Raw genomic sequence first — 21,888 nt, 5'->3', positions numbered from 1 at the left:
CTCATTGATACCCTTTTTGACAGAAATTTGTTATGATAGAAGAAAAATCGGAGTTTTGATGATGTCAGTATTTATTCTGTTTTATTTGTGGATTGTTCCTATTGTTATCGGCATTTTATGTTCTGTTGCTGCCCATAAATCCAAGGGAAAAATGAGAGTCGCGCCCGGCATTGCCATGATCATGCTCAGTATCATTTCCCTAATCACGGCGTTTACGGCCGGACACACAAATTTCCACGTGTTTATCGGCGGCATGTTTTTATTCGGCACCTTCTTGGTCGGTTCTGCTTTTCCTTTCTTCTTCGGGCTGAAGAAAAAAGAGAAATAACCCTATTATGAGAAGAGTTCTGTAAGATTTGATAAGAATAAACATACAAGGACAAAAATAATTGACTAGGTAAAATTAAGACTGCCGACTCACATCGACAGTCTTTTAACTATACAATTGTATTTATTTCGTGTTAATTAACAAAAACAAGAAGTCCTTAAGATTAGCTAAAAATAAAAACAAATAACAGAATAGCACTACTCCACTTAATCGTTTATTTTTGAAAAATATGCACTTGTCATTTTGTCCTTTTTTTGCATAGTTATAATCGTGATAACAAGCGTAGATCATTCCAATTGATCCGATTAAATAAATAATAATCTTAATGTAATCAAACATAAAACCCCTTCCCCCTAAATTGGATTGAAAAGACATAATAATTATAACAGTCTGACATTAACATTTAAACGATATTTTAAATGGTGGGATTTCTTAACTTTTGGTTGAAAATATTCCTAAACTTCAGTTTAAACTTATCATAAATTCGTGATAAAAACTTGTACAATTTCCTATACTCCGTATCCGTTATAAACAATAAATCAAGGGCTATCATTATAACACCAAATTGAAGAAGACCCATAAATATAATTATAGATAAATGAAAAAGAATTGAACCTATAAGCAGGGGAATTTTAAAATACCTATTCCAAACTAATATTGGAAACATTAGCTGGAGAAACAATGCTGAGTATGTTCCTAATACTAGAAGATAAGGATTATCAATAACGAGATTTGTAAACCCTTTGTTTATACTATATTCATCAACCTGTAGTATATAGTAAAGTGCGGTCCCATGGGTCCACATTTTTCCTTGCGCTTTGTTAAAGCCCGCAAAAAAATAAAGTAAAGACACTTGAATCATTGAAATCATCACTGAGAAATTGTGAATAATAATAGTAACTTTAGACTTTTCTTTCGAACGGGATTCAGTATGAATAGTAAAAAACTCACCTAAGGATGCAAAAATAAGATACAACATAATAAGAATAAGAATATTATTACCACCGTCATGTATATAAGGATTCCTTTGATATAAAGACCAAACCCAAATAAAATTTATGATGCTGACTATTCTCATTTTATACCCTAATATATACAGAGTATTAATGACTATTCCACTTATAAAAATAAACTCAAAATATAACTGTGAGTCACTAAAAAGATATAGAGAAGTAAAACCATAAGCTTCAAAGCATTTTTCAAATGAATAAAAAGCATTAGGTCCCCATATTTCATTCCTTTGAGCAAAGTGAATTAAATAAGTAAACATAATATGTAATCCAATAAATATCCTTAAGATGCTTGAACCTATTAAATAATGCATTTTATTTGACATTAAATGATTAAAATTTCTGAACTTATTTAAAATAATTTTCAAATTAAATCTCATTCCTTTGTTAGTAAATTGATATGGGGGAACTGCTGTACATTAAATTTTGACTTCCCCTTCTTTCCATACTCAGGAAACGATTCTATAGACAACTTAACATCTAATGATTCTAATTTTACTTTCTTACTTCTCTCTATTTTTTTCACAGCTATACTAGATATAATTTGGATGTACTCGTTCTCAATTAATTGTTTATTCTTCTTTTTATCATTCAGCTTTAGATACGGTTGAACCTCAAAGACAGCACCAGAAAGCGCAGTTTTCATTAATCTGTTTGGTGAAAATAAATTGTTTTTAATATCTGCATTATAACTTTCTGTAATATCTATCCACTCAGTATATTCTTTTTGTCCTTTATTATTTGTAAAGACCCCCCTGCAGATAATATTGTTATTTGTGCTTACCGGATCTGGGGCAAATAATTGCCAGTTTTGAGTAAATAATGGATTCATATAAGTTGAAATTAATTTCTCATGCTTAAAGTTAACAGGATTTAACGGCAAGTTATACATTATCATTATTATTGTATGGAATACTACTAATAAAGAAAGGAACAAAACAAGTAAATTATATTTCCTCTTTGTCTTCAAATTATACAACCTCCATTTGAAAAGGAAGGGAGGCCCCTTCCTTTTTACCTACCAAATTCCGCAACTTCTGAAATATCAATATCCTTGTGATCTTGAGGATTCACTATATAACATGCATATTTTCTAGCAGGAGCTGCACTATATATAGATTGTGCATTAGCTTTGTTTGCTTGTTTTCCCAACCAATTTCCAGCGGCTTTAATGCCATCATAAACTGCTGCACTAACAATACCGGCAGCAACTCCAGCAGCAAATGCATTTTTTGTTGTGTATTCATCTTCACCAGTATTTAATTCAATATGTTTTACCTGTTTAATATGCTCTGGTGCAGCTTGCGTTGTATAAGAATTCGCAAAAAATGTTACTCCTAATACCCCTATTGAAATTGTACTAAATAACTTTTTTTTCATAATCTAATTCCCCTTATACTTATTTTTATCGACCGAAACACTTATCCTTATAGTTCCTCCTTTTTAAAAAAATGGAAATACAAGGACATAATAACATATCATTTTTTTATATGTAAACACTTTCTTACAATACATCTATGATCCTATGAGTCGACATTTAAATCTAAAAATAGGTTTTTCAATTTAATTAAAAGGGTTATTGGGAGTTATCCCAATAACCCTTAGTTATATTCACTAAAATAACCGTTTCAAACTTTTCTTCAGTGACGGCATTTCAAATTTTTGGTTTTCGAAGAAGTTTTTCAGCATGTACTTGCTAAAGCCTTTCGCCTGCCCGTAGGTGATTTTGCCAGGCAGCGGCGGTTCGTTTCCAATCATGACATCCACAACGACAGGTTGGTCAGAGTGCAGCGCCTCATGGAAAGCCGGCGCAAGCTCTTCCGCTTTGGTCACTTTGATGCCCTTTGCTCCGCAGCTTTCTGCAAATGCGGCATAGTCGACATTTTGAAGTTTTGTGACATAGTCGATATTGCCTTTGACCTGCTGCTCGTACTCAATCATGCCGAGATTTTCGTTGTTTAAAATAACGACTGTGATCGGGAGCTTATATTTGACGGCGGTCGGGAGGTCCTGCATGACCATGGAAAATCCCCCGTCACCGCAGACGGCGATCGCCTGGCGTTCCGGTTCGGACAAGCTTGCTGCGATCGCTCCCGGCAGGCCGCAACCCATTGTCGCAAGCCAGCTGGAAACGATGAAATCCTGGTTCGCGTTCATTTTGAAATGACGCGCCATCCAGACTGTCACAGTGCCGACATCTACAGAGAGCACCGCATCATCGGCTGCCGCTTCCTGAAGACGTGCCACGACCTGCTGAGGTTTAAGCGGTGTTGTTGCCTCTGTCTCATCTTTTTCAATTTCGTTCCACCAATGCTGCATATGTTCTGTGCAGGCATTCAGGAATCTTCTATCTTCCTTGCGTTCAATATACTCTGTCAATTCGCGCAGGCCGAGAGCCGAATCGCAGACAAGGCCCGCTGTCACCGGATACCGTTTTCCGATTTTTGCCGGGTCTGAATCGAGCTGTATCGCCGGCGTGTCATCAGGCAAATAATCACGGTACGGGAAGGACGTTCCAAGCATGATTAATAAATCACATTCCTCCATTGCCTCGTAAGCCGGCTTTGTTCCGATCTGCCCGAGGTTGCCGAGAAAATGCGGGTGCTTATCGGGAACAACACCCTTTGCCGGGAGTGTAACAACGATCGGAGCGGCGGCTTTGTCCGCAAATTCTAAGAGCTCCCGTTTCGCCTTTTTCATTCCCTGCCCTGCCAGGATAATCGGCTTCTTAGCGTTATTAATATATTGGGCGCAGGTGACGAGCTGTTCTTTTTTCGGTTCAAGGTTCCCTTCAATATACACTGGTGAAGTATACACGGGCTCCCGTTTGATTTTCTCCGCAAACAAATCATCTGACACGCTCAATACCGCAACGCCTTTTTTGCTGTAGGCGGTCCTGATCGCCTGATTTAAGAGATCCGGAAGTGATTCTGCGCTATGTACCTCTCTGTTGAACACAGCCACGTCCTCAAACATTTGCTCCAGCTTAATCTCCTGGAAATAGTCCCGTCCGACTTCGCCAGAAGAAACCTGTCCTGCAATCGCCAGCACAGGGGCGCCGTCGGCTTTTGCATCATATAAACCATTTAATAAGTGCACCGCTCCCGGCCCTGCGATTGACAGACAGACTCCGATCTTGCCGGTGAGTTTTGCTTCAGCCGCGGCTGCCAGTGCCGCTACCTCTTCGTGGCGGGTTTGAATGAACTTCAGTTGATTTCTTTCGTGTCTTAATTCTTCAATAAACTCATTTATACTGTCTCCGGGGATGCCGTATACATGATCAACTCCCCATTGCTCAAGCAGCTCTGTCATTACTTGTCCTGCAGTTTTGTGTGCCATAACGTATCCTCCTTTTTCCTTTTTTCAATACCACAGGAGAAAGGCTTTAAAACCCGGAGACCTTTATCGCTTGCCCAGTCTTCTTTTCAACAGGTCGATCGCCGCGAGCAACCCGCTATCCTTGACGGTGTCATTTACATCTTGAGCGCCGTTTTTGAAATCATTGATCTGCCTTTTTCGGTTCGGCACCATAAAAAGCGGCAAACGCCCCGGAGAAACCCACTTTAATCCCGCTGTCTCTGTGCCGTTAGCCATTGCTTGTCCGCCTGTTATGCTTCCGAAAAACACATGCTGTTCATCTTGAAACTTTGGCCTTAGGTAAACACCTATTATCGCAGAAAGCGCTGCATTGTATCCCGTTTCTTCCAATACCTCCCGCACTGCCGCTTCCTCAGCCGATTCCCCGGGATCAACCCTGCCGCCCGGCAAATCCCATAGAGGGACATCTTTTCGTTTCACCAGCAGAATTTGCTGACTTTCGTTCAGTACGATCACAAAAGCACCTTGTGTATACACCGCCATACCTCCCATTCCAACAAAAAAGGACCAAGGTGATTCCCTTGGTCCTAGTGCTTTACTTTTTAAAATGATACGGCAGTGTGGCAACCATTATGTCCTTTTTCCAGAACAGCCGGACTCTGAGGAGGAAGGCCGATTGGTTGTGAAGGATGGTGTGCCAGCGTTTTTTCGTTATAAATTGCGGAAACAGCACCATAACGGAAAACTGCTCCTTCTTCGCTTTTGCCTCAACTGTTTCCAAAAACTTATCAAACGGATGGACAAGGCTTCTGTAAGAGGAGTGAAGCGTCACGAGACGCACGCCGTTATTAAGCTCTTCCCAGCGTTTTTCGAATTTCTTTTCATGTTCTCTGTCAAATGACACGTGAACGGCGATCACCTGATCGGACAGTGATTTCGCATAGTGAATCGATTTTTGCACGACGGTGGTGACACCAGCCACAGGCACAATCACAACGGTGCCTTTGATTTCTTCCGGCTCTTTGTCTACGATGCGAAGCTGTTCGCCAACCGCTGTATAGTGATTTTTAATCGCAAAAAACAGCAAAACGACGATAGGCATAAAGATTAACACAGGCCATACGACATTAAACTTCGTCACAAACAGAATGGATAGAACCATAAATGAGATCAGAGCGCCACAGGAGTTGATCAGCATTTTTCCGATCCAGCCTTTTGGTTTTTGCTTGATCCATTTCATGCACATGCCGGTTTGTGAAAGCGTAAATGGAATAAATACGCCCACAGCATATAACGGGATTAAGTGCTCCGTCTGTCCTCCGAATAAGATAATGAGAACAATGGAGGCAAAGCCTAAAAAGATAATCCCATTTGAGAAGCCTAAGCGGTCGCCCCTGACTGTAAACATTCGCGGCATATACTGGTCTCTCGCCAGGTTGAAGGCAAGCTGCGGGAAGGCTGAAAATCCCGTATTTGCCGCAAGAACCAAAATAAGCGATGTGACACCTTGGATGACATAGTAGAACACATTCCGCCCGAAGGTTTCGGACGCAATTTGTGAAACCACTGTTTCATCAGGCTTCGGCGCCGTACCATACCCGTACGCGAGCACCGTGATGCCGGAAAACAGAATCGCCAGCAAAATCCCCATCATCGCAAGCGTTCTTGCCGCGTTTCGCGCAGGCGGGTTTTTGAATGCAGGAATCGCGTTAGAAATGGCCTCAACCCCGGTCAATGCTGAGCAGCCGGAGGAAAAAGCCTTAAGCAGCAAAAACAGCGTTATGCCGGCTACAGGTGTGCCGAGCGGTGTATGATGGGCTGGTTGGTCTATTTGTCCTGTCATGAGTTTAAACAACCCGACTGCAATGAGAACCAAAAGCGCCACCACAAACAGATAAACCGGGTAGGCAAGTATGGATGCCGATTCCGAAAGCCCGCGCAGGTTCAAAATCATAATCACTAACACGAGAAAAATAGCGATCGGCACATGATAATCATGCAATGCAGGAAAGGCTGACGTGATGGCGTCCGTGCCTGCGGAAATACTTACCGCTACTGTTAAAATATAATCAACAAGCAATGAACCGCCCGCAATCAATCCCGGTTTTTCACCGAGATTTTCTTTAGAAACGACATACGCCCCGCCGCCCTGCGGATAAGCGTAAATAATTTGCCTGTATGAAAGAATCAGTGCGAGCAGCAAGATGAGAACGCCAACCGCAATCGGAATGGAGTACCAAAATGCGGCAGCACTGATTGTTGCCAAAATGATTAGAATTTGTTCTGTCCCATATGCGACAGATGACAGCGCATCTGAGGAAAGCATAGCCAAGGCTTTTAATTTCGTCAGTTTTTGCTCTCCAGCTGCTTGGGATTTTAGTGGTTTCCCAATCAAAAAACGTTTGATTGAATGATACATCGATGTCTTCCCCTTTTAATTTCTCATTTTTCAATTAAAACAATAAAACATCAGTGTCTTGCTCTCACATGTTGATGATAGTCCTTTCTGCTATGATGTCTCTGTATGCGATTTGCATTCAAAAATGAACAACAAAAAACACAGAGGCAAACGGATGCCCCTGTGCCATAACATCGAACACAGGTTTCATTCATCTCCTCTCACGAACGCTTACGAGGTTAGCTGACGGATTCGGGCATATGAGAGTTAGCCCTACCTAAAAAGGATTCACCCCAACGGCAAAAAGCCGTTCTATTGGGTCCCCCGCTCTGATTTCAGATTAAGCGATTTGTTTTCTAAAAGAGATCATACTCCCGTTCCCGCACGTTGTAAAGAGGCTTATTGGCTGAGAGAAAAAAATAAAATGACAGGTTCCACAAATGGAATTTACTTACCAAAAATAAAAAAACAGAGGCTAAAATCGCCTCTGTTTTATTCTGTATCTGTCTTTCTTTTTCTGCGTCTTACAGCAATCCAAATGAATACTGCCGCAATCACCATAATGAGTGCCAGCACACCAATATACATCCATTTCTGGCTATGATCCTGTGTTGATTGTTCTGCGTCGGAACTGTTTGTTTCCGATTTGAGCTGCTGGTGGTTTGTAAACACCTGCTGGCTATTTGTTTCATTAAGGACGGTTGCCGACTCATCGTTGCTGTTCAGATAACTGATGATCTCTTTTGTGACAGCCGTGCCATCTCCTTTTGACGGTGCAAAGACAGCCATTGTATAGCGTGAATCCCAAACCGATGCTTGGGTAAATACCACTTGTTTTGTCGTCTCATTCAGCATCTCGAAACCAGATACATCAAACGAGCCGTTCTTTTCCTGCGGCACAAGCAGATCTGATGATTTCTCCTTCAGAAGAGAAAATTGATTGATCCCCCCTATGAAAATGAGGTTTCGTCCTTTCGCATCCTTTGCTGTAACGTCAGATGATTTCTTTACCGTATATGAATGCTGTGCTTCGCTGCCAAAGGATTCCGTTACGAGAGAAAGCTCCTCTAGCTTCGATTGGCTTACGGTGTCAGGAAGCACGATTAACGTTGTTTGATCCTGGTTTCCGGCGTAAGGCAGCGGCCACTCTTGAAAATCCGCTGACGGAGACATGCCTTTGATGGCGTATGATAATGTACTGTTTTTATCGATAAAAACCCACTTTTCTTCATCAGTGGTGTTGCAAGGGTTGTTTTCCTTTAAACCGGTCGTGACGAACTGAATATCAATGTAGCGGTTTTTTTGCAGCAGCTTAGGGTCCACTTTCACTGTGACATGATAGAATCCGTTTTTATCTTCTTTTCCTAATTCATCAAGTCGGACCGAGTGCGGCTGGCCGTTGATCATCACTTTCAGTTCTGCGGCCTGAGAGGCTGACTCGTTTTCAGCCGTTGAGGCTTGAATCGTTTCAGACTTTTTCAGTTTAAGCGACAGCTTCGCCGATTGGTTTTCATCTAAAACAGCCGAAGCCGGATAAAAATAATGTGCTGAAGATGTTTTGTCGGCTCCAATTGTGATATCGCCCGCTCCAAAATTCTCAAGGGTCAGCTTATCGCTTTCTTTTTTTTCAGTCTGCTGAAGCTTGCTGATTGAAAGTGTATCGCCGCTGAGCTGGCCTGTATATGTCTGATCTGTCATCACGCTGATTTTTTTAGTGAGCGCGTCCTCGGACGCCGCTTGCGCAAACAGAACCGGCTGCTGTTTGCCCTCTGCTTTCAGCACTCGCTCCGCAAGCAGAAGGTTTTCTCCTTTTGCCTGTAGCCCGGCTTGTTTCAACAGTTTTTTCACTTTGCCGTTCCAATGCTTGTCCACACCGATAACAATCGTCGGCTTATCGATTTTTTTCAGTTCAGATTCCGTGACATACGCAATACTGACACTGCTGTCCACCGTTTTCAAATAGCCTTCTGTTTTAACAGCAGCTTCTATTTCTGCTGAACTTGGGTCATCCGGAATGACGATGGCTGTTTCTTCCGCTGTATTTCCAGATTGGGCGAAAGGATACGGATAATGGTCCAGCGACGTTCCCTTCGCTTCACTGCTGTCAGCAAGTGTCAGCCGGCTGTCCGGATAAATTTTGATCCAGTTGCCTGATGTATCCTGTCTGACGCACACGCCCTCTTTCATTACGCCGTAGAATTTCAGCGAAACGTTGTGATAGCCTTGCGCAGACTGGCTTTTATTCAGATTCAGCTTCACTGTTTTCCGTTTGGAATCACCATCAAGCTTTAACGTCTTGACCGGTTCATCATCAATGACAGCCGTTAACGATGATGGAGAAATTAAAAGATTTGATGCCTCGTATTCGATTACCAATTGCTGATTGCCCGAAGAGGCGCCTGCCGGGATCTGATACGTCAGCTCTGCGCTGTCTTTTGATCCATACAGTGTAATCAGCTCGCTTGTCAGCACCTGCTGTTTGGCTTGTTCTTGGCTGCTTTTCCCGAGGAGCGAACCGCTGACCTGTACGTCTTTGGCAAGAGCCGTTTGTCCAGTCATCACCAGCAGCATGAAGCTTGTGAAAAAAATCATTATTTGTTTCAAAAAGGTCACCCGCTTTTATGTTGATTGTATCGTTCTGTCTTGTACCATTTGACCTCTTGCTTGAATAAACGGTGCTTGATTTCTACGAATAAAGAGTAGATAACAAGCACAATCCATGCCTGCGAGTATGTGAAGTACATGAGAAATACGATAAAAAAGTTTTGCTTGTTCATTTCTGTTTTTTCAATGCTCAACGTAATCATGACCTCTGTCATAAATAAGAAAAACGCCAAAATCCAGAGAATCATTGCCAAAAATCCAACAGACAAATGCAGATCATAAAACAAATTCACTACAAAAATCGCATTTGACATGATCACACCAAAGAAAAACAGGAAGTACGTAAAGAAAAAATAAAACAAATCAAAGATAATCCGTTTTCGTTTCAGCTTAAAAAACTGCGCCAAAAATTTGAGCACGACATATTGATTGCCGCGCGCCCATCGGGTGCGCTGGCGCCACCATACCTTCCATGTTTCCGGTTCCTGCTCCCACGTGATGGCGGCAGGGAAAAAGCGGATGTGGTAGCCGAGATTATACACCCGGATGGTCAGCTCAGTATCCTCAGCGAGCGCTTTGTCATCCCAGCCTCCGAGCTTTTCGATAATGCTTCTGCGGATCGCGAAGTTGGTGCCTGGGATCGTGGCGATTTTGAACCACTTCCATCTGCCTCCCTGGGCCATCCACTGAAAACAGATCGTTTCGATATTAATAAACCTTGTCAGCAGCGTCTTTGCTGCATTGATGACGCGGAATTTTCCTACCACGGCGCCTGCCTTTTCGTCATTCATCAGGCCGAGCACGAGGTAATACACGGCCATTTTCTCAGGCGTGTTGTCGGCGTCATACACACAGATCACATCGCCGTTCGATTCGGCAAAACCCGAGTTAAGTGCAGAGGATTTTCCTTTTCCTGCATTTGGCGGCTTCGTAATCACCATTTTGATGAAATCGTATTTCTCGGAAAATTCATTGACGATATCACCCGTCCGGTCTGATGAATTATCATTAACGACGATAATCTCCAGCCGGTCCTTCGGATAATAAAGGTTGACCATCGCCTTCAGCGTCTGCCGAATCACAACCTCTTCGTTATGCGCCGGGATGAGGACGCTGACCTTCGGCAATTCCTTCATGTTTTCTCTCCACTTCGGGATATTCCGTTCGAAGGTCATATAGTGGCGGAACCCGCCCTGCATGAGGAACATGTGGTAGAGAAGCATCACCCATATTAAACTTAGCGAGATAAAGAACAGCGTATTACCCAAGGCTTCTTCTCTCCTTAAAAATTCGTTTTTTCAATGTGGCTCTCAAGTAAAACGTATAACTGACAAACATGATGACAAATAAGAGCACAACAGCGGAGAGAATCCATAACGCCTTTTCAAGAGGGGTTTGCCGGTGATGATCGAAAAACTCGTCAATGGCGCTTACGCCGTTTTTCACCTGAATCGTTCCGTCACCGCTTGTATGAATTTCCACTTTGTCTGTTTTGACGGTTTGTTTCGTTTTCTTTAAATCAAGCCATTCACTGTCTGGAATGCGTTCCATCTGATCAACGAGCTCCGGCAGATATTTCATCCCAAGGTACGGGTGATAAAATCCTCCGGCTACTCCGCCTTCAAAATCAATCATCTGGGAGATGTGCTCCTCCATCTCACCGAGCGGGTTTTGCTTTGATGTGTCGACAAAACCGATCGTTTCCGGATAAAGCGTCATTCCGTGCAACATCGAAGGAGCAGTCACAAACGGAGGTGCACCGGATGTTTTCCATGTTGTGCTGCTGAGCTGGACCTGGCCGAAAATGCTTGTAAAATACTGCGAGGCGATTTGATAGCCATAATCGGACATCGTGTAATGCGGCGCTTCAAACGCCAGCGGGTAAAGACCCGACGATGTCAAATCCTCAATGGCACGCGTCAGTTTTTGTTTTGTATACGTTTCTTCCTTTTCCCGAAATGGTTCGAGATAGCTGTGATAGGCTTGTTCGTTCGGGAAGTCCTGTTCTTTCTCCAAAACGGACGGGGGGTCTTCGGCATTTCCGGATGTAATCGGCTGATCCGCCTTTGCATCCCAAAATTCAAAGCCCTCTCCTGTTTCACTGTAGCGATAAGCGTGAGTATAGCCGTGAACAATGATACTGCCGCCCATGCTTTGCAGCTTTTTCAGCACCTTGACCATCTTCGGTTGATCAGACAAATACACTTTGTCGCCTGTTTCCGGATTCAAGTAAACCGGAATGACCGCCAGGATAAAAGGAATATGCCGCTTATGCAGGTATGTACCGGCTTGAAGCAGCAATTTTTCATCAGACATCGGGCTGATATCCTCGAGACGCAAATACAATAACGTCGTCCCCGCCTTCTCTCCGAAAGCTTCTCTGAGCTGTTTCGCCACGATTAAATTGTCATTTAACAAATTTGTTAATCCAATGTACACATTCCCTTTTTTTGTTTTCCATATAAAAGAATGCGTTGTGCCGTCATCGGCTTTGAAGGTGTAAAGCGCCGTTCCTTTCAGGCCTGATACACTCAGCACGTTAAGCCCGCTTTCCAGAGACACATCGGCCTTTTCCGACCTGCTGTGAACCTGAAACACATTTTCTTTGCGGGCTAATGAAAGCCAGGAAAATTGGCTGATTTGGCCTGCGTTATAGCCAATGGCGACAACCGGTTTTTTTACGCCGCTGATAAGAGACAGCAATTTTTTGCTGAGCTTTCTTTTCGTTTGGCCGTAATAAATCACATGGTCTTTCCCTTTGAAATCCGACGCTTCAACGTCTGAATCTTTTTTGACTGTCACATGGGATGTAAAGTGGCCCGCAAGCAAATCGAGCATTTTGACTTGTGACGACTCTTTGCCATCCAAGGTTGTATAGATGATGAGAATGCCGGCATCCTGATCTTTCGCTTGCGCAGAAACGGGAAAAGACGCAATAGCTAAAAATAGAAGCATCATGACGCATAGCAGTGTGATCCCTTTATAGTTCATTCATCATCATCTCGTTTTCCAGTTCTTCTAAAAATTGTTCAGCTGTTTTGATATCGTTGCGGTAAGGCAAAAAGCAAACGTGGAACGTAAGCGACACATACTTTCCATTTTCCAGCTGATATGTATCCAATTGTTTCTTCAGCTTAGTCAGAACGGCCGGCATATGTTCAGCAGGCGTGTGCGTCAGCACGATCCCGATACGCTCGTCAGAGGGACGGAATTTCTTATCCGTTTCCCGAACGCTTGTCCTGATTTGCTGACTGACATATTGGAAGAGGCGGTCCGTTTCTTTTTCACCGTACAAAGACTTAAACTCTTTGAAATAATGCATATGCAGCAGCAAAAAAACGAAAGAATTGCCGTAGCGCTCCGCCCGCTTGATTTCTTCTGAAAGCTCCAGCTTCATCCTTTGCTTGTTATCAAAACCAGTCACTCTGTCAACAGCAACATAGCTTTTAATTTCGGATTGAAGCCGTGTCATTGAGCGCCGAAGCTCTGCTGTAATATCGTGGATTCTTCCAGAAATAAAAGAAAACAGCAAAAGCGCGATTCCCCACACGACAAGCATTCGCAGCCCTTCCTCAGCCGGAAAGAGCGATGTCTGTCCAGTCTGGAAAAACATCATTAAGGTGCCGAGAACAAAGAGTACGATTAAGGTCACTGCCAGCGCGTAAATCGGGCCGAACCAGATGCCTGCGGCGATGACGACAAATGTGATGCAAAGGATCAGAGCACCTTCTGATTGCTGGGCTGGCACATAATAAATAAACAAAGACAGGGCCGCGATGAGCCCTGAAAAATAAGCAAATAATTTTTGTGATTCACTGAATGATATTTTCATTAAAAAGCTTCCTTTCGGCTAACAGCGGCAGCAGATTGTCAAATGAATGCGTCTGAGTGCCGCTCATATAGCCTCCATAATACGATTTCACCGGATCATGAATTTCAAAGTCATTCATTCTGTCATATATGGCTTTGATGACATAACTGTTTTCATGCTGTTTTGTCAAAAACAATGCGGCTAAGGCATATACGGATGGAGACTCATATTGGACGGCAGGCTCCTTGATATCTGCCGAATACCGCCCGTACAGCTTTCCGTTTTTCTGAAATTCCTGCTTGATCCAGTCCGCTAAAACAGATGCTTTTTCATCCCCTTCCGGCAAATGCCAAGCAGCATAAAGCTGATCAATCAGGTTGATTTCACTATCATATGTGTATTCCTTCGTCTCCGAGCTGTATGTCTTCGGCAGAAAGCCATTTTTTAAAGGAGCTGAATAGAGAACATTGGCATTCCGCTGTTCTGTTTCTTCGTCTATGATTCCATTCTTCTTTAAGACAGCTAAGGCATCAGGCATGACGTATGAAATTGTCACATCCTTTGAAGCGGCCTGTGAGTCGTAAAAGTCTGTAAAAAACCCGTTGTTCATATTGTATGTCTTCAAAGACGTGCCGATATCCCTAGCCGTTTGCGCGTAGTCGCTGCGGCCCCATTTTGCGGCGGCTTGGTCAAGAGACAGCATAATTCTCATATCATCTATCAGCGCATTCGTCCCGCTCGCTTGGCCATTTTGAATCTTCCACGTCACCAAGTGATTGCTCATCAGAAATGAATCAGTCAGATGCTGATATTGATCCTGGAAATGCGGTGCGTCATTTTTGCTGAGCAGAAACTCCATCCACAGGCCGAGAGATTCCGACAAGTAAGAAGGCTGGTCTGAAAAATCGGTTTTGATCAGCCCTTTGTCATTCATTAAATTGTGATAAATGAAATATTCCGCCGGCTGGAGCGGGATGGCGTTCACTTCTGTCGCCGACTGATTTTGGGTCTTGTTTCCAGCTTCAGCACACCCTGCGGAAAGTCCGATAGATAAGAAGAATAAGATGACAGCAATTAGTACATGCCTCACAGGCAAATCCCCCTTTGTCGCCTGAAGCAAATCAGACGCTCACAAATAGTTATAGACGAAAATATGACTGCCATGTTACAAAGTACATTTACTATAAAAGAAAAAAATGCAGATTGCTAGCTTTTTTTCCCCTTTTTGAACATTAAGAAAACAGGACCTAAGTCCAATAAAAAAACCTGTGCGATAGGCACAGGTTTTTTTATTATTTATCCAAACCGAGTTTTTTCAGCTGTTCTGCCAGCGCATTGTTAATCGGCTCATCTTTATTTTGTTTTTTCATATAAGAGGATACGTCCCGTTTGGTAGCACGCGCTTTGTCTTTGTTTTTTCGTTTTTCAAATACAGAGAGCTTTTCACGGTGACCGCACACACACGCAAAGGTTTGGCCCTCGCCTTGGCCGCGAAGCTCCATTCGTTTATGGCAGTTCGGGCAGCGTGCGTTTGTTTTTCGGGCAATCGTTTTTCTGCTTCCGCATTCACGATCTTGGCACACGAGCATCGTCCCGCGTTTGCCGTTTACTTTCAGCATCATTTTGCCGCATTCCGGACATGCCGTTCCCGTGATGTTGTCATGTCGGAAGGTTTGGCTGCTGTTTTTGATTTCTTTTACCGTTTGGTGAGCGTAAGCCTTCATATCTTTAATAAAAACAGCCGATTTCAATTTGCCGGCCGCGATCGCAGACAGCTTTTGCTCCCATTCTGCTGTTAAGGCCGGTGATTTCAGATCCTCCGGAACAAGCTGCAGGAGCTGTTTTCCTTTAGAAGTGATAAAAATATCTTGGTTTTTTTTCTCGATTAAAAAGCTGTTGAACAGTTTTTCAATAATGTCGGCACGCGTTGCCACCGTGCCGAGGCCGCCTGTTTCTCCAAGCGTTTTGACGAGGCCTTTTTCTTCTCCCTGCATAAATGCGCTTGGGTTTTCCATCGCTGACAGCAAGGTCCCTTCATTAAAGCGGGAAGGCGGCTTCGTTTGGCCGCTTGTTTCCGTTAACGTGCGGACGGCAAGTGTGTCGCCTTTTTGAAGCGCAGGAAGTGTCTGATCTCTGTCATCCTCCTGCTCATCATCCTCATCCGCCATATCATAAACGGCTTTCCACCCTTGCGACTGCACGGTTTTGCCTTTCGCCGTAAAGGTTTCTCCGCCGATTTCTGCGATGACCTTTGTTTCCTCATATTCGAATGCAGGCATTAATACAGCCAGGAAACGTTTCGCAATCAGGTCATACAGCTTTCGTTCTTTATCACTCAGACTGCTGAGAACGAGCGGCTCTTCGGTCGGGATAATCGCGTGGTGGTCTGACACCTTCGCGTCATTGACATATCCTTTATGAGATTTAATGCCGCGTTTTTTAATTTGGCTGACATATTGGGCATACGGTTTTACTTCCATGCCTTCCAGACGGTCTTTTAACGTCGGGACGATGTCACTGGATAAAAATCTAGAGTCCGTCCGCGGATATGTGACGAGCTTATGCTGCTCATATAGCTTCTGCAGTACAGAAAGCGTTTCTTTAGCAGAAAAACCGAAGCGCTTGTGGGCGTCACGCTGCAGCTCCGTTAAATCATAAAGCGCAGGCGCAAAGCTTTTTTTCGCTGTTTTTTTCAGCTCAGCTACGACCGCTTGCTTTCCTTGGAGATTTTTTAGCAAACGGCTTGTTACATCTTGATTGAACGTTCTCGTCTGCTTTGATTTCTTATCCTGCCACGTCAGCGTCATGCCGTCGACTGCAGCACGGATGCCGTAATATGGAACGGGAGTAAACGCTTGAATGTCTGCCTCGCGCTTTGCAATCATGGCAAGCGTCGGAGTCTGCACACGCCCGCATGAGAGCTGGGCATTGAATTTTGTGGTAAGTGCACGGGTGGCATTGATCCCCACAATCCAATCCGCTTCCGCTCTGGCGACGGCAGAATGGTACAGGTTTTCATATTCTTTGCCGCTGCGCAGCTTTTGAAAACCTTCCTTGATCGCTTTATCCGTCACTGATGAAATCCACAGCCGCTTGATTGGTTTTCGGACATTCGCTTTCTCAATGATCCAGCGCGCAACAAGCTCACCTTCCCGGCCTGCGTCAGTCGCGATGACAATCTGATTGACGTCTTTACGGGTAAGCTGGGATTTGACTGCATTGAACTGCTTTCCGGTTTTTTTTATCACCACAAGCTTCAAGGGTTCTGGGATAATCGGCAGATCCTCTAAGCGCCAAGATTGAAATTCTTTTCCGTAGCCTTCCGGATCAGCAAGCGTCACCAAATGGCCTAAAGCCCAGGTCACAATATATTGATCGCCTTCGAGATAACCGTTTCCTTTTTTATGGCACTTCAGCACCCGGGCTAAATCCCGGCCGACTGAAGGTTTTTCAGCTAATACAACTGTTTTTGACATGCTTGATCACTTCTCTTTCTTTCACACTCATCCTGTTATTATAACAGACTTCACGCGGCACTCTCTAACCGCGCCCGTTTTTCGTGTCAATTTCTGAGAAAATGACGTGAGTGACGGTTTGCGCGTAGGGCGATGTTTTGTTAATGAAATCTTCTACCGCTTCGAGGCTTTCGGCATTGATTTTCAGCATATAGCAGGCTGCACCCGCAATCCGGTAGCAAAATTCAATATTCGTCAATGTTTGAATATAGCTTTTGAACCGCTCATAATCCGCGTTTTTAACGGTTGCTTCCACAATGCAGGAAACAGGAAGCCCAAGTTTTTTCTGGTCGACCTCCAGCGTGTATTGCTTGATGATGCCAAACGATTCAAGCTGTCTTACCCGTTCTGTTACAGATGGAGGCGACAGTTTAATTTTTCTGCCTAATTCCCTCATCGACAAACGGCTGTCCTTCTTCAGCTCCTCAATGATATTCAGATCAATCTGGTCAAGTTTCATTTCAACATCCTTCTTTTTTGATTTTGTACACATTATCTCGGGTATTTTTGTAAATGACAAGTACAGTTCCCTAGAAAAGGCATGTAAAAATGAATGTTTTCCGAACATTTTTTGAAAGCTGTCATATGCCCCTCCGGATTGTTTATAGTATAAAATGAAAACGTGTCCACAAGGAGGGCGATTTATGCTGCACACGCCGATCGGAAGACTTCGCACGATGGGTTTTATTGAAGGAATGTCACTCTTAATCCTGTTGTTCATCGCTATGCCGCTTAAATATTGGGCAGGCCTTCCGCTTGCGGTGACAATTGTCGGTTCGGTTCATGGCGGGTTGTTCATTTTGTATTTGCTTGTCTTGGCTTATGCAACCTTCTCTGTCAAATGGCCGCTGAAATGGTCAGCTGCCGGCTTCGTCGCCGCTTTCGTCCCATTCGGAAATTTTTTGTACGACCGCGGATTAAGGAAATATAAATAAGGGAACGCAAAAAAGGCTGGATTTTTATGATCCAGCCTTTTTTATTAAAACCACTTTGTCAGCCAAGCGATATAGTAGGCCCCTGGAATAAACATGAGCTGGGCGAGGAGTGTGCCCGCCACCCTTGATGTGACCATTGTGACAGAGGTCCATTTTAAATAGATATAGCTTCGTTTTCCTTTTGCCACATCATCAGCTAGAACGGATACTTTAGGATCAACAAAAATGGCCAGCAGCATCGTCGCAATTCCGTTGATCAAACCCGAAGCCATGACGGCTGTCGTACTGCGCTCCGGCGCCAGAAGGCCTGCGTATAAAGCCGAAAGCACGCCAATTGTATAAATCGATGTAATCAGCATGTTGATGACAAACAAACGCTTCGGAATCAAGCGCATATGAAATCCTTTTACATATGAAATAGACGGCAGACGCAAATAGGAAAGGGCATTTTTGAATCCTTGTTTCGAGAATCCCTTTCGGAAAACTTGAAAAACGGAGCCGCCGCCGCCCGCCAAGTGAATAATCGCCCGTGAAAAAAGAGCGACAAAAGACGGGAGCAGGATAATGCCCAAAATGGTGCCGACTGTCGATCCGAAAATTAAAAAGCGGAACTGCTCCCCTACAATCGCCAGTGCGTTTTTTCCAGCATCATCAATTAAATGCCCGGTAAAGGGCTGCTGCACCATGTTCGACATTCTGGATACGATGACCATGACATTAAACAGAGAAAGCGCGGACGCAATAAATCCAACGCGGGCCCCGGAAAGCCTTGTGGCATAGGCTAAGGTTTCTATCGAGTGAATCAGCAATAAAAAACAAAAAATAAAAAGTACTTGTGTTGTAATGACATGCACGTTATTTTTCCTCCAATTTCATCCTAGAGATAAGACTAGAAAGAAGACAAGGAGGTTTCAGTACGATGTGTTTTTTGCAATAAAAAAACCGTCCGGCGTACGCCGGGCGGTTTGTCTTATTCTTTTCTATACGCAAATAAAGATTATATCATCCGCCAAGTCAGGCGGGTTAGATTCATAAAGCATTGTTCCGAAGAATCATTCTGGAAAGTAAACACCATGGAAATTTCTTGAACACAAGACAACGAAAGCCCTACCTCTCAATCGTCACTGCGGCTCCGAAGCCGCGCCGGTGTGAATTGTAAAACAAAAAAGTCTTTTTTCCATCTCATCGTTAGGGGCGATTTGTTATGAAGGAAAAGAATAAGGGCAGCTGGTTATGCTGCTTGGGAAGCGGTAAGCTTCTCTCTCAAAACAGAAAAAAGAAGTTTACTTTCTTTTTTATTTGCTTATTTTTCTTACTAGCTATTCATAATAACATATTGCCCCTGAAAACACAAATTTTTTATAGTTCGAGTGAGACCGGTGTTTTCTCCCCGGCATTCATTAATCTGATATCCTCCGGTTCAATTTCAAGAATCACCAGATTCGGATCATCCTTGCCGTCAAACCAGCGCTCTAATTTGGAACTCCATATTTTGTCCTTGAGTTCTGCCGAATTGTTGATTTTGGCTTTTCCGGCAACTTCGACATATGCGTCGCCAAAACCTTCACAATCATAGCCTAATAAAATGTGGACATTGGGGTTGTTCTCAATTTCTTCTGCTTTATGAGTTTCCTTGCTTGTCGGTGTGTAAATCGTCAGCCCGTCATGGAAAAAAGTCATGTAGCGGGAATGCGGTTTGCCCTTTTGAACTGTTGCGAGCGAACCTACTTTATGGTGATCTAGAACATCAAGCACTTTTTGTTTAATGTCTTGCTGATTCATCTCGAATCACTCCTTTTTAACGTCTCCGCTGTTACTTTTCCACATCCGGGGAAGATTTAAACAAGAAAGTGTGCTCTTTATTTTTCGCCTTCCCATTCACGCTTTAACAGACTGTAGTAGACGAGGTCGTGATGCCTTCCGTTTACGTATAAGCCATCCCGTGCCCTTCCTTCCTCTAGAAACCCGAGCCGCTCCGGAATCGCTCTGCTTTTTTTGTTTCCGACTGCCGCACAGATTGCCACACGATTCAGCCCAAGCTCTTCAAAAGCATACGTAACGAGTTTTCGGCAGGCAGCTGTAATAATGCCTTTACCTTCAAATTCTTTGGCAATCCAATATCCGATTTCCGCCTTTTGATTCACTTGATCAAGGTTATGCAGCCCGATCATGCCGCATAGGCTGCCGTCATAAAGGAGCCCCGCTTCGATGCCATTCAGGTCGGCATATTGCCGCCGCCAATCTGGAATGAGTGTTTCTCTATACGTTTCAGCGCTGCTTGGATTTTCCGCAAAAAACAGCCACTGGCTGAGCCGCTGCTGATTTTGGATAATGAGTTCGGCAAGCCGCTCCGCATCATTCGGCTCCAATAATCGGATGGTGATGTGCTCATTTACCTTGCAAGTGAACATTGCCTCGCCCTCTTTCCTTTTTTACCCATTATAGCGATGATTCTGTTTTTTTCAATACAAAAATAGGATGGGCTGTTTAAGCCCATCCTTATATTCTTGGATCGGTAAAGATATCATGTTTATCCGTGCTCGTCGATGACATTTCCGTCACGACAGCACCTTCTTCCCCGGCCTGAAACCAATGCTTTGTGTTTGGTGGAATCGTGTATTGCCCGCCCGATTCTAGCTCAATTTCGTGCCAGACCGTATAGTGTTCTCTGTCTTCCTGAGGAGGGAGAACTTTTGGAAGCGGCGTTTTTTCTCCTTCTACGTAAAGATACACTTTTCCGTAGCGGCAGCGGAAGGTCTCCTGCTTGCCTTCCTGGCCGTCGACCGGCGGATGGCGGTGTTCCGGGCAAGTCTGTCCCGGAAACAGCACCAATTCCTTTGAGCAATAACGGTCTGTATTGACGTAGACGAAGAGCTGGAGCCCGACTTTTCTTTCTTTTCCTAAGCCGTAATCCATCAGCTGGATTTGGTCTACTTCCTCGTCCGTTAATACAATCCCTGCTTTTTGATAGTAGCTGTTCACTTCTTCTTTCGTGATGCCCATATGTCTCACTCCCTCTTATGTCGTCACAAAGTTTCCGCCGTTGACATGCAGGGTCTGTCCTGTCATGTAAGAGGACTCATCTGATGCCAGAAGCACATAACAGCCGACGTGCTCAACAGGCTGTCCAGGACGGCCCATCGGCGTATCTTGCCCAAATTGAGCAACTGTTTCTTCAGGGAACGTAGCTGGGATCAGTGGCGTCCAGATTGGACCCGGCGCGACTGCATTTACACGGATGCCGTCTTTGACAAGCGCCTGCGCCATTGTTCTTGTAAAGGCGTTGATCGCCCCTTTTGTAGCTGTATAATCAATCAGTGTCGGGTTCCCTACGTACGGGTTGATGGATGTCGTATTGATGATGGCGCTGCCTGGTTTCAGGTAATCAATTGCTTTTTTAGTCAAATAAAATTGAGAATAAAAGTTTGTTTTGAATGTGCGGTGAAGCTGTTCGCTCGTAATCTCTTTGATGCTTTCTTTCGGATGCTGTTCACCTGCATTGTTGACAAGGATATCAAGGCCGCCTAGTTCCTTGACTGTTTTTTCAACCGCTTCATTGCAGAATTCCTCTTCACCTACGTCACCAGCAATCAGCAGGCATTTTACGCCCTCTTGTTCAACACGTTTCTTCGTCTCCTCAGCGTCTTCATGCTCATCCTTATACACAATGGCGATGTCTGCGCCTTCCTTTGCGTAAGCGACGGAAACCGCGCGTCCGATCCCGCTGTCGCCGCCTGTAATAAGAGCTACTTTTCCTTTTAATTTGTCTGCCCCTTTATAATCCTCGTACTCATACACCGGACTTGGATTCATTTCGCTTTCAATTCCCGGCTGGCGACTTTGAGTTTGTGCCGGCAGTTCTTTTGGATAATTTGCCATGATGATTCTCCTCCTTTGTTTTCATGTCTATTTGTTGTGTACCTCACACACTCTTTGGATAAACATGGCTTGGCACCTTCGCATTGCTTT

Annotated in this window: 20 protein-coding genes and 1 riboswitch; of the genes, 2 read left to right on the top strand and 18 right to left on the bottom strand. The window is 44.0% G+C overall.

What is annotated here, in order from left to right:
* Nucleotides 1-61 precede the first annotated feature (61 nt).
* Nucleotides 62-328, top strand: a complete 267-nt coding sequence (locus AC0OMU_RS13440) for a hypothetical protein (RefSeq protein ID WP_474241578.1) — start codon at nucleotides 62-64, stop codon at nucleotides 326-328.
* A gap of 415 nt (nucleotides 329-743) precedes the next feature.
* On the opposite strand, the gene AC0OMU_RS13435 is transcribed toward AC0OMU_RS13440, so the two are convergent.
* The 13 genes from AC0OMU_RS13435 to lrpC all read right to left on the bottom strand — a co-directional run bounded on the left by AC0OMU_RS13435 (nucleotide 744) and on the right by lrpC (nucleotide 17,444).
* Nucleotides 744-1,706, bottom strand: coding sequence for a hypothetical protein (locus AC0OMU_RS13435; RefSeq protein WP_063336086.1), 963 nt, complete (start codon nucleotides 1,704-1,706; stop codon nucleotides 744-746).
* Between the two features lie 8 nt (nucleotides 1,707-1,714).
* Nucleotides 1,715-2,308, bottom strand: a complete 594-nt coding sequence (locus AC0OMU_RS13430; protein ID WP_014478874.1) for a DUF5819 family protein — start codon at nucleotides 2,306-2,308, stop codon at nucleotides 1,715-1,717.
* A 44-nt stretch (nucleotides 2,309-2,352) separates the two neighbouring features.
* Nucleotides 2,353-2,718, bottom strand: a complete 366-nt coding sequence (locus tag AC0OMU_RS13425) for a hypothetical protein (RefSeq protein ID WP_014478873.1) — start codon at nucleotides 2,716-2,718, stop codon at nucleotides 2,353-2,355.
* A 234-nt stretch (nucleotides 2,719-2,952) separates the two neighbouring features.
* The gene (locus tag AC0OMU_RS13420) at nucleotides 2,953-4,677 is read right to left on the bottom strand and encodes a pyruvate oxidase (RefSeq protein WP_021481718.1); all 1,725 of its coding nucleotides are present in this window, start codon (nucleotides 4,675-4,677) and stop codon (nucleotides 2,953-2,955) included.
* A 63-nt stretch (nucleotides 4,678-4,740) separates the two neighbouring features.
* Nucleotides 4,741-5,193, bottom strand: a complete 453-nt coding sequence (gene mutT, locus AC0OMU_RS13415; protein WP_474241237.1) for an 8-oxo-dGTP diphosphatase MutT — start codon at nucleotides 5,191-5,193, stop codon at nucleotides 4,741-4,743.
* Nucleotides 5,194-5,251: 58 nt separating this feature from the next.
* Nucleotides 5,252-7,075, bottom strand: a complete 1,824-nt coding sequence (kimA, locus tag AC0OMU_RS13410) for a potassium transporter KimA (RefSeq protein WP_181218265.1) — start codon at nucleotides 7,073-7,075, stop codon at nucleotides 5,252-5,254.
* A 192-nt stretch (nucleotides 7,076-7,267) separates the two neighbouring features.
* Nucleotides 7,268-7,411: riboswitch (cyclic di-AMP (ydaO/yuaA leader) on the bottom strand.
* Between the two features lie 135 nt (nucleotides 7,412-7,546).
* The gene (locus AC0OMU_RS13405) at nucleotides 7,547-9,658 is read right to left on the bottom strand and encodes a cellulose biosynthesis cyclic di-GMP-binding regulatory protein BcsB (protein ID WP_181218257.1); all 2,112 of its coding nucleotides are present in this window, start codon (nucleotides 9,656-9,658) and stop codon (nucleotides 7,547-7,549) included.
* Nucleotides 9,659-9,663: 5 nt separating this feature from the next.
* Nucleotides 9,664-10,926, bottom strand: coding sequence for a glycosyltransferase family 2 protein (locus AC0OMU_RS13400; protein ID WP_003246697.1), 1,263 nt, complete (start codon nucleotides 10,924-10,926; stop codon nucleotides 9,664-9,666).
* Nucleotides 10,919-12,628: a DUF2334 domain-containing protein gene (locus AC0OMU_RS13395; RefSeq protein WP_474241577.1), complete on the bottom strand. Its 1,710-nt coding sequence runs from the start codon at nucleotides 12,626-12,628 to the stop codon at nucleotides 10,919-10,921. Before AC0OMU_RS13395 ends, AC0OMU_RS13400 begins: the two co-directional genes overlap by 8 nt.
* 10 nt (nucleotides 12,629-12,638) lie before the next feature.
* Nucleotides 12,639-13,490, bottom strand: coding sequence for a cyclic-di-GMP receptor EpsK (epsK, locus tag AC0OMU_RS13390; protein WP_015382803.1), 852 nt, complete (start codon nucleotides 13,488-13,490; stop codon nucleotides 12,639-12,641).
* A complete protein-coding gene (locus AC0OMU_RS13385) occupies nucleotides 13,471-14,559 on the bottom strand; it encodes a lipoprotein YdaJ (RefSeq protein WP_474241236.1) in 1,089 nt (362 codons plus the stop codon). Before AC0OMU_RS13385 ends, epsK begins: the two co-directional genes overlap by 20 nt.
* Nucleotides 14,560-14,761: 202 nt before the next feature.
* Nucleotides 14,762-16,945 (bottom strand): DNA topoisomerase III, encoded by a 2,184-nt coding sequence (locus tag AC0OMU_RS13380; RefSeq protein ID WP_047182112.1) that lies wholly within the window; start codon nucleotides 16,943-16,945, stop codon nucleotides 14,762-14,764.
* A 64-nt stretch (nucleotides 16,946-17,009) separates the two neighbouring features.
* Complete coding sequence (lrpC, locus tag AC0OMU_RS13375; RefSeq protein WP_071581021.1) at nucleotides 17,010-17,444, bottom strand: transcriptional regulator LrpC; 435 nt, start codon at nucleotides 17,442-17,444, stop codon at nucleotides 17,010-17,012.
* Nucleotides 17,445-17,628: 184 nt separating this feature from the next.
* Between lrpC and AC0OMU_RS13370 the strand changes: the two genes are divergently transcribed.
* A complete protein-coding gene (locus AC0OMU_RS13370) occupies nucleotides 17,629-17,919 on the top strand; it encodes a DUF3817 domain-containing protein (protein ID WP_015252794.1) in 291 nt (96 codons plus the stop codon).
* Nucleotides 17,920-17,963: 44 nt separating this feature from the next.
* Here AC0OMU_RS13370 and amj read toward each other — a convergent pair whose 3' ends face one another.
* From amj to AC0OMU_RS13345, 5 genes are all read right to left on the bottom strand, one after another.
* On the bottom strand, nucleotides 17,964-18,773 hold the full coding sequence (amj, locus tag AC0OMU_RS13365; RefSeq protein ID WP_003234394.1) for a lipid II flippase Amj: 810 nt from the start codon (nucleotides 18,771-18,773) through the stop codon (nucleotides 17,964-17,966).
* A 505-nt stretch (nucleotides 18,774-19,278) separates the two neighbouring features.
* Nucleotides 19,279-19,701 carry a pyridoxamine 5'-phosphate oxidase family protein gene (locus AC0OMU_RS13360; RefSeq protein ID WP_003234396.1) on the bottom strand — a complete coding sequence of 141 codons (423 nt, stop codon included), beginning with the start codon at nucleotides 19,699-19,701 and terminating at the stop codon, nucleotides 19,279-19,281.
* A 77-nt stretch (nucleotides 19,702-19,778) separates the two neighbouring features.
* Nucleotides 19,779-20,330 carry a GNAT family N-acetyltransferase gene (locus tag AC0OMU_RS13355; protein ID WP_063336078.1) on the bottom strand — a complete coding sequence of 184 codons (552 nt, stop codon included), beginning with the start codon at nucleotides 20,328-20,330 and terminating at the stop codon, nucleotides 19,779-19,781.
* Nucleotides 20,331-20,418: 88 nt separating this feature from the next.
* Entirely contained in the window at nucleotides 20,419-20,922 is a 504-nt protein-coding gene (gene lyxE / locus AC0OMU_RS13350; RefSeq protein WP_322840144.1) for a D-lyxose ketol-isomerase, read from the bottom strand.
* 15 nt (nucleotides 20,923-20,937) lie between these two features.
* Nucleotides 20,938-21,798, bottom strand: a complete 861-nt coding sequence (locus AC0OMU_RS13345; RefSeq protein WP_042977133.1) for an SDR family oxidoreductase — start codon at nucleotides 21,796-21,798, stop codon at nucleotides 20,938-20,940.
* Between the last annotated feature and the right edge of the window lie 90 nt (nucleotides 21,799-21,888).

It is taken from the genome of Bacillus sp. FAU18 (assembly GCF_056033885.1).
The sequence above is the reverse complement of the archived record's forward strand: the minus strand, read 5'-3'. Positions and strand labels throughout refer to the sequence as shown.

Excerpts from the sequence above, each read along its gene's own strand:
- AC0OMU_RS13440 (WP_474241578.1), top strand. The coding sequence starts at position 62 with ATGTCAGTATTTATTCTGTTTTATTTGTGGATTGTTCCTATTGTTATC.
- AC0OMU_RS13425 (WP_014478873.1), bottom strand. The coding sequence starts at position 2,718 with ATGAAAAAAAAGTTATTTAGTACAATTTCAATAGGGGTATTAGGAGTA.
- AC0OMU_RS13420 (WP_021481718.1), bottom strand. The coding sequence starts at position 4,677 with ATGGCACACAAAACTGCAGGACAAGTAATGACAGAGCTGCTTGAGCAA.
- kimA (WP_181218265.1), bottom strand. The coding sequence starts at position 7,075 with ATGTATCATTCAATCAAACGTTTTTTGATTGGGAAACCACTAAAATCC.
- epsK (WP_015382803.1), bottom strand. The coding sequence starts at position 13,490 with ATGAAAATATCATTCAGTGAATCACAAAAATTATTTGCTTATTTTTCA.
- AC0OMU_RS13380 (WP_047182112.1), bottom strand. The coding sequence starts at position 16,945 with ATGTCAAAAACAGTTGTATTAGCTGAAAAACCTTCAGTCGGCCGGGAT.
- lrpC (WP_071581021.1), bottom strand. The coding sequence starts at position 17,444 with ATGAAACTTGACCAGATTGATCTGAATATCATTGAGGAGCTGAAGAAG.
- AC0OMU_RS13370 (WP_015252794.1), top strand. The coding sequence starts at position 17,629 with ATGCTGCACACGCCGATCGGAAGACTTCGCACGATGGGTTTTATTGAA.
- AC0OMU_RS13360 (WP_003234396.1), bottom strand. The coding sequence starts at position 19,701 with ATGAATCAGCAAGACATTAAACAAAAAGTGCTTGATGTTCTAGATCAC.
- AC0OMU_RS13355 (WP_063336078.1), bottom strand. The coding sequence starts at position 20,330 with ATGTTCACTTGCAAGGTAAATGAGCACATCACCATCCGATTATTGGAG.
- lyxE (WP_322840144.1), bottom strand. The coding sequence starts at position 20,922 with ATGGGCATCACGAAAGAAGAAGTGAACAGCTACTATCAAAAAGCAGGG.
- AC0OMU_RS13345 (WP_042977133.1), bottom strand. The coding sequence starts at position 21,798 with ATGGCAAATTATCCAAAAGAACTGCCGGCACAAACTCAAAGTCGCCAG.